The sequence below is a fragment of the Lysobacter sp. H23M47 genome (assembly GCF_015209765.1).
GTDB classification, from domain to species: Bacteria; Pseudomonadota; Gammaproteobacteria; order Xanthomonadales; family Xanthomonadaceae; genus Novilysobacter; species Novilysobacter avium.
Window position 1 is genome coordinate 1,589,032 of sequence record NZ_CP063658.1, and the last position, 12,916, is coordinate 1,601,947.

Genomic DNA, 12,916 nt, shown 5'->3' on the forward strand with positions numbered 1-12,916 from the left:
GGGTGAGTCAGCAATCTTGTAGTCCCTGGGGGTGCATTGGCTTCGACGGGGGTCGCGAAATCGCTTGGCGCATGCCGAGGGGGTAGCTTTCCTCGTAAATCCAGCTGCAAACTTCTAGTTGCCAACGACGACAACTACGCACTGGCCGCTTAAGGCCTAAGCCCCGAAATCGCTTGTGTCCGTGCTCGCGACGTAGGGTAATTATCACGGAATCGCCGGGAGTGGTTGCCTGTCAGCACCCGGTTAACCCAAAGCAGGCTGGTTCCCGGATGCGCTTCGCGCACCGTGCTGTTCGGGAATGAGATCCAACGGTGAGCTAAGCATGTAGTGCCGGGGATGGAGTGCCTTCGGACGGGGGTTCGAATCCCCCCACCTCCACCAATCTGTAAACAAGGATGGGCCGCCCAAAGCGGCCCGTCCTTGTTTGTGTGCCGCTATCGCTCGACTTCGACCGCCATGCACGGCACATCGACGCGGATCAACGCGCTGCCATCAGCGTCGGCGCTGGCGATGATATTCCCGCCGTGGGCGGCCGCGATCGCCCGGGCAATCAGGAGACGCATGCCCAGTCCTTCGTCAAACGGGACAGTCTCGGCCGCGGCAAACAGCGCTTCGCGCTCGCCGGAGGCCCAATGCGTGCCAGGCGATGCGATCTCGAAGAAGACGTTGGCCGCGCCGGCTTTCGCGCGCACCGTGACAGGCCCGTCGCATGCCCGGACCTGCATGAATGCCATCAAGGTGGACAGCATCTGCACCAGCCGTTGGACGTCGCCGTCGATGGCGAGGTCATCAAGGCCCGCCTCCAGCTGGCTTTGGACGTCGACGCCGGAAGAGACCGACGACAGCTCCACCACCAGCGCCGGGGCCACCGGCGCGCGGTGCAGGACCAGCCGCGACTGGCGGACACGCATCCAGTCCGATACCTCCTGGACCATCGTGCTCAGGCGGGCGGTCTGGCGATCAATGATCGAGAGCAGCTCTTCGCGCTGGTCAGGCTCGATCTCCGGCCTTCGCAGGAGATAGGCGGCGGTCTGCAGCGGTGACAGAGGTCCCCTCAAGTCGTGGGCAAGCCGTTCCAGCAGCAGGTCGGAGGTTTCGCCTTCCCTGCCCGACACGGCAGTCGCTGGATCCACCGGCGGCGAGGACTCAGCCATGGTGGCTCCCCTCGCTGCGGCGCGCTTGGGCCGGTTCATTGCAAAGGCGCTGGATGGCATCAAGCATCGGCGGCTTCACCAGATGCTCGTCAAAGCCGGCCTCGCGGGTGCGCCGACGGTCTTCGGGCTGGCCCCAGCCGGTCACGGCGACAATCCTGACGTCGTCCAATCCGGCTACGGACCGCAGCTGCGGCGCCAGCTCATAGCCGCTCAATCCCGGCATTCCGACATCGAGGAATACGATCTCCGGTGCAAACGTCGCAGCCTCCTCCAGTACCAGATGCGGATCGTACAGGCGCCGGACATCGTGGCCCAGTAGCTCCACCATCATCGCCAGCGTGTCGGCCGCGTCACGGTTGTCGTCAACTACCAGAACGCGGCGTCGCACCTCGTCGGAGAACGCGTCCGGTGCGGCGGCGGCGGGCGCCTGCGCGCCTGGGCTCGTCCCCAACGGGAGCGCGACGGTGAAAGTCGCGCCCCGGCCGATCCCGTCGCTGCTGACGGAGACGTCGCCGCCATGCAGTTCCGCCAGTCGGCGCACCAGGGTCAAGCCTATCCCCAGTCCGCCATGGGTCCGATCGACGGACGTTTCCACCTGGGAGAACATCTCGAAAATGCGCTCCGCCTGGCTGGGATCAAGACCGATCCCGGCGTCGCTCACTTCCACCTCGGCGCGGTCGCCCTGGACACGGACGCGCAGTTCGATGCGACCACATGCTTCGGAATACTTGGCCGCGTTGTTGAGCAGGTTGGCGAACACCTGCGACAGGCGGGCCTGGTCGGCGACCAGATGCACCGGCTGCGCGGGCAAGTCGAGCACCAGCTCGTGCCCGCCCTGCTCGATGACCGGACGCGCCGTCTCGACTGCGGACTCGACGATTTCCCGCAGCGTGGTCGGCTGCCTGCGTAAGGTGAGCTTGGCCTGGCTGATGCGCGCGATGTCGAGCAGGTCGTCGATCAGCCTCACCATCAACGCCAGCTGGCGCTCCATCAGGGCCAGCAGCTCAGGGTCCACTGCCTTGGAGATCCGCAGCACGCCCAGCGCGTTCTGCAGGGGCGCCAGGGGATTGCGCAATTCGTGCGCCAGCGTCGCGAGGAACTCGTCCTTGCGCCGCCCCACCCCGCGCAACAGCTGTTCGACACGGGTGCGTTCGGCGACCTCCTCCTGCAGGACCCGGTTCTGGATCTCGAGGGTCTCATTGGCGTTGCGCAGCGACTCGTTCAACACCGCCAGCTCGCGTGCCTTCTCGGTGTGCAAAGCCAGGTTGGCGGCCGCCAGCTGGGCGTTCGCGGCTTCCAGCTCAAGGCGTTTGCGGTGCAGTTCGGCCAGTACCATCACCTTGCTGCGCAGGATCTCCGGGATCACAGGCACCATCACGTAGTCGACGGCGCCGATTTTGTAGCCGCGCAGCCGATCCATGTCGGTGACGTTGACGGCGGTGACGAAAATGATCGGTGTGTTCTCGAACCGCGGGTGCTGGTGGATCATGCTCGCGGTCTCGAAGCCATCCATTCCCGGCATGTTGACGTCGAGCAGGATCAGCGCGTAATCCTCCTCCATCAGGCGTCCCAACGCCTCAACGCCCGAGCTGGCATCCACCAGGTGCTCTCCCAGCGGCTCCAGGATCGCGCGGTAGGTCAGCAACCTCCCGGGTTGATCGTCCACCAGCAGGATCCGGACCGGCGCGCTGGTCGCATCCGCCGTTGCGGCGACGTTCAACGGTGCAGCCATTGGCGCAGCACTCCGAGCAGCTGCTCGGTCACGACCGGTTTGGCGAGGTAGTCGGACGCGCCGGCTTCCAGGCATTTCTCGCGATCGCCCTTCATCGCCTTGGCGGTGACCGCGACAATCGGCAACGCACGCAGCTCGGGCCGTTCGCGGATCGCGCGCATGGTCTGATAGCCGTCCATGCCCGGCATCATGATATCCATCAGCACCAGCGCGATCGTGTCGTCGGATGAGACCTTCTCGATCGCCTCGCGGCCGGTGCCCGCAGTCACCACGTCCATGCCGTGGCGCTCCAGCACGCTGGACATGGCGAAGATGTTGCGGACGTCGTCGTCGACCACCAGCACGCGCTTGCCGCGCAGCGAATCATCCGATCCGTGCAGGCTCTCGACCATGCGTTGCTTGGCTTCGGGCAGGTCGGCGATGACCCGGTGCAGGAACAAGGCGGTCTCGTCGAGCAGGCGTTCGGGTGATTCCACGCCCTTGATCACCACGCTCTTTGCGACCTTGCGCAGGCGGCGGTCCTCGTCGGCGCTGAGGTCCTTGCCGGTGAACACAACCACGGGCACGTCGCGCAGTTCCGGATCGGCCTGGATACGGTCCAGCAGGTCGAACCCGCTCATGTCCGGCAGCCGCAGGTCCAGCACCACGCAATCATAAGTGCCGTCCTTGAGTGACTTCAGCGCGTCGGCGCCGTTGGCGACCGTGTCGATGGTGATGTCGTCGTGGCGGATCAGCTCCTCGATGCTCATGCGCTCGGCGGCGTCATCTTCCACCACCAGCAAGCGCTTCACCCTGGGCAGGCTGTAGTCCCTGATGCGCTGCAGGGCCGCGCCGATGGTCTGGGTGGTGGCGGGTTTGGCCAGGTAGGAGAACGCGCCGCGCTCGATGCTCTGGTGGCGCTCTTCCTCGATGGTGACGATCTGCACCGGGATGTGGCGGGTGGCCGAGTCCTGTTTCAGCCGCGCAAGCACCGTCCACCCGAGCATGTCGGGCAGCAGGATGTCCAGGGAGATCGCGCTGGGCCGGTACTCGCGCACCAGACGCAAGGCCTCGCTGCCGCGATTGGCAACGATCACCCGGAATCCGTGCGACCGCGCCAGATCCCGCAGCACGGTGGCGTAGCGCGGATCATCCTCGACCAGCAGCAGGAGCGGCTCGCCCTCCACAAGCACGTCGCGGTCATCATCGATGGTCTCGATGGCGTCTTCAGGAAGTTCATCCCTGCTGCGCGGGACCACCTGCTGCGCGCGCTGGTGGGCGGCTGCAGCGCGCTCCTCGTGCGGGGCATCGGCACCGGCGTAGGACAACGGCAGGTACAGCGTGAACGTGCTGCCCTTCCCCACTTCGCTGCGCAGGCGCAACTCGCCCCCGAGCAGGCCGGCGATCTCGCGGCTGATGGCCAACCCCAGTCCGGTACCACCGTACTGGCGGGACGTGCCGGCATCGGCCTGCTGGAACGCCTCGAACACGATGCGCTGCTTGTCCGCGGAGATGCCGATGCCGCTGTCGGTGACGTCGAAGGCCACCACGGTGGGCGCCGCGTCCAACACGGCATGCCCGGGCGTCCAGCCATCCGTGGCCGCACGCCCGATCAGGCGAACGCTGCCTTCGGCAGTGAACTTGAACGCGTTGGAGAGCAGGTTCTTGAGGATCTGCTGCAGGCGCTTGGGATCGGTGTCCAACGCGCGGCCCAGCGCGGGCTCGAACTCGACCGAGAACTCCAGCTTGCGGCGCTCGGCCTCATGCCGGAACGCGCGTTCCATGTTTTCGCCAAGGTGGCGGAAACTCATTTCCTCGTTGTCCACGGTGACGGTGCCGGATTCGATCTTGGAAAGGTCCAGGATGTCGCTGATCAGGTGCAGAAGATCCGTGCCCGCAGCGTGGATCGTCGTGGCGAACTCGACCTGGCGCGGGGTCAGGTTGGTGTCCACGTTTTCCGCCAGCTGTTGCCCCAGGATCAGGATCGAGTTCAGCGGCGTGCGCAGCTCGTGCGACATGTTGGCCAGGAACTCGGACTTGTAGCGCGAGGTGAGCGCCAGCTCGGCGGCCTTTTCCTCCAGCGCACGGCGAGCGTGCTCGATCTGCAGATTCTTGCCTTCGACCTCGTTCTTCTGCTCGGCCAGCAACGCGGCCTTGAGCGCGATGTCCTCGTTGGTCTGGCGCAGGGTCTTCTGCTGCGCCTGCAGCTCGCCGGCCAGTTGTTGGGACTGCGCCAGCAGGCGCTCGGTCCGCATCGTCGCCTCGATGGTGTTGAGCACGATGCCGATGCTGCGCGAGAGCTGGTCCAGGAAGGCGCGATGGGAAACCGTGAACTCCGACAGCGAGGCCAGCTCGATCACCGCCTTGACCTGGTCCTCGAACAACACCGGCAGCACGATCACGTTGCGCGGGACCATGTCGAGCAGGCCGGTCCGGATGTGCAGCGTGCCGGGCTCGACGCCGTCGATCACGATCATCCGCCCCTCTTGGGCGCACTGGCCAACCAGGCCTTCGCCGAACTCGATGATCGTCTTTGCTTCCGCCGAAGCGCTGCTGGCATAACCGGCGAGCTGACGCAGCCGGCGCTTTCCGCCCGACTCGTCCTCGTCCACCACGTACATCAGTCCCTTGTGGGCGTCGATCAGCGGGGCGAGTTCCGAGAGCAGCATGTTGCCGAGCGTGATCAGGTCGCGCTGGCCCTGCATCATCCCGCTGAAGGTCGCCATGTTGGTCTTCAGCCAGTCCTGCTCCCGCCCGCTCTCGGTGGTCGCGCGCAGGGTGCCGATCATGGCGTTGATGTTGTCCTTCAGGTCCGCCAGCTCGCCGCTGACATCGACCTGGATGGAGCGCGTCAGGTCGCCCTGGGTCACCGCGGTCGCGACCTCGGCGATGGCGCGCACCTGCGTGGTCAGGTTGGCGGCCAGCTGGTTGACGTTGCCGGTGAGGTTCTCCCAGATGCCGGCGGTACCGGGCACCTTGGCCTGGCCGCCCAGGCGGCCCTCCACGCCGACCTCGCGTGCCACGGTCGTCACCTGGTCAGCGAAGATCGCCAGCGTGTCGGTCATCGAGTTGATGGTGTCGGCCAGTTCGGCGATCTCGCCCTTGGCCTCCACGGTGAGCTTCTTGCTCAGGTCGCCGGTGGCCACCGCGGTCACGACTTGGGCGATGCCGCGCACCTGGGTGGTGAGGTTGGTCGCCATCGAGTTGACGTTGTCGGTGAGGTTGGCCCACGTGCCTGCAACCCCGGGCACCTTCGCCTGGCCCCCCAGCTTGCCCTCGGTACCCACCTCGCGCGCCACGCGGGTCACCTCGGCGGCGAAGCTGTTGAGCTGGTCCACCATCGTGTTGAGGGTGTCCTTGAGCTGCAGGATCTCGCCCTGCGCATCCACACCGATCTTGCGCGACAGGTCGCCCTTGGCCACCGCGGTCGCCACCTCGGCGATGTTGCGCACCTGGCTGGTCAGGTTGGACGCCATCGAGTTGACGTTGTCGGTCAGGTCCTTCCAGGTTCCGGCCACGCCGGGCACCGCCGCCTGCCCTCCCAGCTTGCCTTCGGTGCCGACCTCGCGCGCCACGCGCGTCACCTCGGCGGCGAAGCTGTTGAGCTGGTCGACCATCGTGTTGATGGTGTCCTTGAGCTCCAGCATCTCGCCCTTCACGTCCACCCCGATCTTGCGCGACAGGTCGCCCTTGGCCACCGCGGTGGTGACCTCGGCGATGTTGCGCACCTGGCTGGTCAGGTTGGACGCCATGGCGTTGACGTTGTCGGTCAGGTCCGCCCACGTCCCCGCCACCCCGGGCACGGTCGCCTGGCCGCCGAGCTTGCCTTCGGTGCCGACCTCGCGCGCCACGCGGGTCACCTCGGCGGCGAAGCTGTTGAGCTGGTCGACCATCGTGTTGATGGTGTCCTTGAGCTGCAGGATCTCGCCCTGCGCCGTCACCGCGATCTTGCGCGACAGGTCGCCCTTGGCAACCGCGGTGGTGACCTCGGCGATGTTGCGCACCTGGCTGGTGAGGTTGGAGGCCATCGCGTTGACCGAGTCGGTCAGGTCGGCCCAGGTGCCGTCGACCCCGGGCACCGTCGCCTGCCCCCCCAGCTTGCCTTCCGTGCCGACCTCGCGAGCGACGCGGGTCACCTCGGCGGCGAAGCTGTTGAGCTGGTCCACCATCGTATTGAGGGTGTTCTTCAGCTCCAGCAACTCGCCGCGCACATCCACCGTGATCTTGCGCGACAGGTCGCCCTTGGCCACCGCGGTGGTGACCTCGGCGATGTTGCGCACCTGCAGGGTCAGGTTGGACGCCATCGAGTTGACGTGGTCGGTCAGGTCCTTCCAGGTGCCGGCGACATCCGGGACCTGTGCCTGGCCGCCGAGCTTGCCTTCGGTACCCACCTCGCGGGCCACGCGGGTGACTTCCGCGGCGAAGCCGTTGAGCTGGTCCACCATCGTGTTGATGGTGTTCTTGAGCGCAAGAATCTCGCCCTGCGCATCGACGCCGATCTTGCGCGACAGGTCGCCCTTGGCCACCGCGGTGGTGACCTCGGCGATGTTGCGCACCTGGCTGGTCAGGTTGGACGCCATCGCGTTGACCGAGTCGGTCAGGTCCTTCCAGGTGCCGGCCACCCCGGGCACCACCGCCTGGCCGCCAAGCTTGCCTTCGGTGCCGACCTCGCGTGCCACGCGGGTGACTTCCGAGGCGAAGCCACGCAACTGGTCGACCATGCCGTTGATGGCTTCCTTCAGCTGGGCCATCTCGCCGCGCACGTCGGCGGTGATCTTGCGCGAGAGGTCGCCGTCGGCCACCGCGATGGTCACCTCGGAGATGTTGCGCACCTGGGTGGTCAGGTTGGAGGCAAGCTCGTTGACCGAGTCCGTCAGCTCCTTCCACACGCCAGAGACGCCCTTGACCTTGGCCTGGCCGCCGAGCCTGCCGGCGGTACCGACCTCAAGTGCCACGCGGGTCACCTCGGCGCTGAACTCACTCATCTGCCCGATCATGCGGTTGACGATCTTCGCCGAGCGCAGGAACTCGCCCTTCAGAGGCCGGCCGTCGGCCTCCAGTGGCACCGTATGGGTCAGGTCGCCCTTGGCGACGCCGGTCATGGCCTCGGTCATCGCTTCAATCGGTCGCACGAGGTCGTCGATCAGACCGTTGACCGACTGCTGCATCCCCAGCCACGCACCGTCGTGGTTGGCCATCACCAGCCGCTTGCCGGTCTGGCCATCGCGGCCCACCGCCGTCCCGACGCGGGCCAGTTCGTCAGCCAGATGCCGATTGCGGATAACGATGGCATTGAAGCAATCGGCGATCTTTCCTGCCGTGCCCTCCCAATGCACCGGCAACTGCACGGAGAAATCACCGTCGCGAACCGCACACAGAGCTTCAAGCAGCCGACGGTCCACATCCTCGCCCGCCACATCGTCTTCGACACGCAATGCGCGCCGGGAATCATTGCCCACGATTTACGTCCTCCCCCCGAGCCCGACAGAACGTGGGATCGCTTGTGAAATTTTTGAGACGCTACCGCACCTCGAGTGAGGATATTTTCACAGATTCCCGATCCACGCCTGACCCGGTCCATCCGCATGGCGCCCGGCCGATGACCCTCGCGCCTCCTTGATGCCTCGCGTCCGGGTTCACACGCGGCCCCACGGCCACAATGGTAGAAACAGGGCTCAATTCGCGGAGGCGTGCATGGACTGGTTGGCCCAACTGCAGGTAATCATGGGGACGGGGATCGCAATGGTGTTGGGCGGAATGGTCGGATTCGAGCGCGAGCTCAAGGATCGCCCGGCGGGTTTCAGGACCCACATGCTCGTGGCCGGCGCGGCCGCCCTGCTGGTGGGCATCGGACTGGTGACCTTGCACAACCCGGCGGTGGTATCGGTGCTTGCACCCGAGCAGCTTCGAATGGATCCGCTGCGGCTGGTGGAATCGGTGATCGCTGGTGTCGCGTTTATTGGCGCGGGTACGATCTTCGCCAGCCGCTCGTCCAAGGCGGTGGTCGGGATTACCACGGCCTCATCGCTGTTGATGGTGGCGGTCATCGGCATTGCCACCGGACTGCAGTACTACGTATTGGCGGTGTCGGCGACGGTGTTGACGCTGATCGTGTTGAGCGTGCTGAAGTGGGTGGAGCACCGGTTCCGCGATGCCCAGCCAGACACCGATTGACGCTGCCCGCTATCCGCTGTCCGCGTCCCGCAGGGCGCTCGGCTCAGACCACGCCCTGGGCCAGCATTGAATCCGCGACCCGCACGAAACCGGCGACATTGGCACCGTCCAGGTAACTCAAGGTGTTGCCCTTGTGCATGCCGTGCTCGACGCAGGCGGCGTGGATGCCCTTCATGATCTGGTGCAGGCGCAGATCTACCTCCTCCGCGCTCCAGCACAGGCGGGCCGCGTTCTGGCTCATCTCCAGGCCCGAGGTGGCGACGCCGCCGGCGTTGCTCGCCTTGCCCGGCGCGTACAGCACCCCGGCCTCTTCAAACGCCCGGGCCGCATCCAGCGAGGACGGCATGTTCGCCCCTTCGGCCACACAGATCACGCCGTTGCGGATGAGCTGCTGGGCGTCGTCGATGTCGATCTCGTTCTGGGTCGCGCACGGCAGGGCCACATCCACCGGCACGCACCAGGGGCGGATGTCGGGCACGAAGCGGGCACCGATGCGCTCGGCGTACTCGCTGACGCGGCCGTACTGCTCGTTCTTGATGTCCATCAACTCGGCGAGCTTGTCGGGGGTGAAACCCTCATCGTCGATCACCGTGCCGCTGGAATCGGAAACAGTGACGACCTTTGCGCCCAGTTCCATGGCCTTTTCGATGGCGTACTGGGCGACGTTGCCCGAACCCGACACGGACACGCGCATCCCGTCCAGAGAATCGCCCTTGCGCGCCAGCATCTCCTCGACGAAATACACGGTGCCGTAGCCGGTCGCCTGCGGGCGGATCAAGGACCCGCCGTGGGAGAGTCCCTTGCCGGTGAACACACAGTCGGCGCGGTTGCCGAGCTTTTTCATCATGCCGACCATGTAGCCGATCTCGCGGCTGCCCACGCCGATGTCGCCGGCGGGGATGTCGGTATTGGCCCCGATGTGCCGGTACAGCTCGGTGATGAAGGCCTGGCAGAAGCGCATGATCTCGAAAGGACTCTTGCCCTTGGGATTGAAATCCGAACCACCCTTGGCACCGCCCATCGGCAGCGTGGTCAGGGCGTTCTTGAAGGTCTGTTCGAAGGCGAGGAATTTCAGTACCGAAAGGTTGACCGAGGGGTGGAAACGCAGCCCTCCCTTGAACGGGCCCAGCGCGAAGCTGTGCTGGACACGGTAGCCGCGGTTGACCTGGACCTGCCCCTGATCGTCCACCCACGACACCCGGAAAATGATTGTCCTCTCGGGCTCGACCATCCGTTCAAGCAGGCCGTAGCGTGCGTATTTGGGATGGGCCTCGATAAACGGCCAGATGCTCTCTATCACCTCGGTGACAGCCTGCAGGAACTCGGGTTCACCGGGGTTGCGGTCGGCTACGTAGGCAAGGAAATCGTCCGCGGACTGATACGTATTGGCCATTGGCATTCCGTGAAAGGCGTCAATTCATGCTGCACCGCAGCACGCACGGCTGTCAATCTTTGTCCGTACAAACAACAAAAAACGGGCCCCGAAGGGCCCGCTTTTGTCAATCGGAGACTGCGGTCGGTTAGGAGCGCAGCGGCACCAGGGTCAGCTCAACGCGACGGTTCATCGCGCGACCCGACTCGGTGTCGTTGCTCGCGATCGGACGGGTCTTGCCCGCACCGGTGATGATGAAGCGGTCGCGCACCACGCCACGCGACATCAGGTAGTTGCCCACCGACTCGGCGCGACGTACGGACAGGCCCTGGTTGTACGAATCCGAACCGACACTGTCGGTGTGGCCAGCCACCTCGATGATGGTCTGGTTGTACTCGCTCAGGGTACGCGCCAGGTTGTCCAGGACCGGATAGAACTGCGGCTGCAGATCCGACTTGTCGAAACCGAAGGTGATGTTGTCGGGCATGTTCAGGGTGATGTTGTCGCCCTGGCGGACGATGTCGACGCCGGTACCGGCCATCTGGTCACGCAGTGCGCGCTCCTGACGGTCCTGGTAGTTGCCGATGGCGCCGCCTGCCAGGCCGCCCACGCCGGCACCGACCAGGGCGCGCTGACGGCGCTCCGTGGCGTCACTGCCGCTCAGCAGTCCAGCGACGACGCCCGCAACCGCGCCGATTGCCGCGCCCTGCTTGGTCTTCGCGTTGGGATCATGCGGCTGCTGCTGGCCGTACGGATCCTGGCCGCCGTAGTAACCGCCACCGGTGGTGGCACAACCGGCGAGCATCGCGCCCATGACGGCAGCGGCAAGAATGTATTTGGTCGGATTCTTCATGAGCAGTGTCCTTTCGTTGGAATAACGTGGATGACGGGGTAACGCTACCCAGACACCAGTATGAATGGGGTGACGACCGTAATTCCGTTCAGGTTCCGGCGGGACTTGCTCGCGCTCGCTCTTACTCGAAGCTGCCCGCGGTGTCGTGCGAAAGGTTGTCGAAGCGCGTGTACTCGCCGAAGAATTTCAGCTTGATCGATCCGGTCGGGCCGTTTCGCTGCTTGCCGATGATGATCTCCGCCAGCCCCTTGTCGGGCGAGTTTTCCTTGTTGTAGTAGTCGTCGCGGTAGATGAACATGATCACGTCCGCGTCCTGCTCGATGGCACCGGATTCGCGCAGGTCAGCCATTACCGGGCGCTTGTCGGTGCGGGTTTCCAGCGAGCGGTTGAGCTGCGAGAGCGCAATCACCGGGACGTTGAGTTCCTTGGCGAGGTGCTTCAGCGAGCGGGAGATCTCCGAGATCTCGGTCGCGCGGTTCTCGGTATTGCCCGGCACCGCCATCAGCTGCAGGTAATCGACCACCACCAGGCCCAGGTCATGCTCGCGCTTGAGGCGACGCGCCTTGGCCCGCAGCGAGTCCGGTGACAGGCCGGGCGTGTCGTCTATGAAGATCTTGGATTCCTTCAGCATCCGGATCGCGCTGGTGACCCGGCTCCAGTCCTCATCCTCCAGCTGGCCGGTGCGCAGGCGCTGGGCGTTGACGCGGCCGTTGGAGGAAATCAGGCGCAGCGCGAGCTGGCTGGCCGACATCTCCATCGAGAACACCGCGACCGCCTTCTTGCTCTTGATCGCCGCGTATTCGGCGATGTTGAGCGCCAGCGTGGTTTTGCCCATCGCAGGTCGTGCCGCCAGGATCAGCAGGTCGGTCGGCTGCAGGCCGGCGGTCATCTCGTCCAGCTCCGTGTAGCCGGTGGACAGGCCGGTGACCGAGCCGCCGGCCGCGTAACGCGTCTGCAGCACGTCGAAGGCTTCCGACAGCGCGGTGTTGATCGCGGTGAAGTCGGTACGACCACGCGCGCCGGCCTCGGCGATCGCGAAGACCTGCTGCTCGGCGGCCGACAGGATCTCGCTGCTCTCGCGGCCCTCGGGCTGGAAGCCGTCGTTGACGATCGTGGTGCCAACCTCGATCAGCTTGCGCAGCACGGCCTTGTCGCGAACGATCTCGGCGTAGGCCTTGATGTTGGCGGCCGAGGGCGTGGTGCTCGCCAGCTCGATCAGGTAGGCGCCGCCGGCGACCTGCTCGCCCTCGCCGATCGATTCGAACCACTCCCCCAGCGTCACCGCGTCGAATGGCCGGCTTTTCTCGGCCAGCTCGCGGATGGCCCGGAAGATCAGCTGATGGTCGCGACGGTAGAAGTCGTGCTCGCCGATGCTGTCGCCGACGATGTCGTAGGCCTCGGGGGCGAGCATCAATCCCCCAAGCACCGCCTGCTCGGCCTCGATCGACTGGGGCGGAACGCGCAGCTGGTCGAGCCGCTGGTCGGCGCGGCTCTCGAAGCGTGAATCACCGCGGTGTTCACCGCGGTAGCCGGGACGTGCACTCATCGAGGGGAAATTCCTGACAGGGGCCGCGCGTCGCGGTCGACGCGGGCCGAGCGCCCATCCTAGGGCCGGACGGGCGCGGGGGTTGCAGACAAGTCTGTGGATAAGC

The 12,916-nt window shown here is 65.6% G+C and carries 7 protein-coding genes and 1 other RNA gene; 2 read left to right on the forward strand and 6 right to left on the reverse strand.

What is annotated here, in order from left to right; genetic code table 11:
* Window positions 1-27: 27 nt before the first annotated feature.
* Window positions 28-381: a transfer-messenger RNA gene (gene ssrA, locus INQ43_RS07200) on the forward strand.
* A gap of 53 nt (window positions 382-434) precedes the next feature.
* On the opposite strand, the gene INQ43_RS07205 is transcribed toward ssrA, so the two are convergent.
* The 3 genes from INQ43_RS07205 to INQ43_RS07215 are packed head-to-tail and all read right to left on the reverse strand — an operon-like array spanning window position 435 to window position 8,324.
* Window positions 435-1,154: a HAMP domain-containing histidine kinase gene (locus INQ43_RS07205; protein WP_194035988.1), complete on the reverse strand. Its 720-nt coding sequence runs from the start codon at window positions 1,152-1,154 to the stop codon at window positions 435-437.
* On the reverse strand, window positions 1,147-2,886 hold the full coding sequence (locus INQ43_RS07210) for a response regulator (protein ID WP_194035989.1): 1,740 nt from the start codon (window positions 2,884-2,886) through the stop codon (window positions 1,147-1,149). The genes INQ43_RS07205 and INQ43_RS07210 overlap by 8 nt, the downstream gene beginning before the upstream one ends.
* The gene (locus INQ43_RS07215; protein WP_228062434.1) at window positions 2,871-8,324 is read right to left on the reverse strand and encodes a HAMP domain-containing protein; all 5,454 of its coding nucleotides are present in this window, start codon (window positions 8,322-8,324) and stop codon (window positions 2,871-2,873) included. The genes INQ43_RS07210 and INQ43_RS07215 overlap by 16 nt, the downstream gene beginning before the upstream one ends.
* Window positions 8,325-8,559: 235 nt before the next feature.
* Here INQ43_RS07215 and INQ43_RS07220 point away from each other — a divergent pair, with 235 nt between their 5' ends.
* Window positions 8,560-9,039, forward strand: coding sequence for an MgtC/SapB family protein (locus INQ43_RS07220; protein WP_194035990.1), 480 nt, complete (start codon window positions 8,560-8,562; stop codon window positions 9,037-9,039).
* Window positions 9,040-9,082: 43 nt separating this feature from the next.
* Here the strand turns inward: INQ43_RS07220 and gdhA are convergent, their stop codons facing one another.
* From gdhA to INQ43_RS07235, 3 genes are all read right to left on the reverse strand, one after another.
* A complete protein-coding gene (gene gdhA, locus INQ43_RS07225) occupies window positions 9,083-10,432 on the reverse strand; it encodes an NADP-specific glutamate dehydrogenase (protein ID WP_194033671.1) in 1,350 nt (449 codons plus the stop codon).
* Window positions 10,433-10,559: 127 nt separating this feature from the next.
* Entirely contained in the window at window positions 10,560-11,264 is a 705-nt protein-coding gene (locus tag INQ43_RS07230; protein ID WP_194033672.1) for an OmpA family protein, read from the reverse strand.
* A gap of 121 nt (window positions 11,265-11,385) precedes the next feature.
* Window positions 11,386-12,810, reverse strand: a complete 1,425-nt coding sequence (locus INQ43_RS07235; RefSeq protein WP_194035991.1) for a replicative DNA helicase — start codon at window positions 12,808-12,810, stop codon at window positions 11,386-11,388.
* Window positions 12,811-12,916 lie beyond the last annotated feature (106 nt).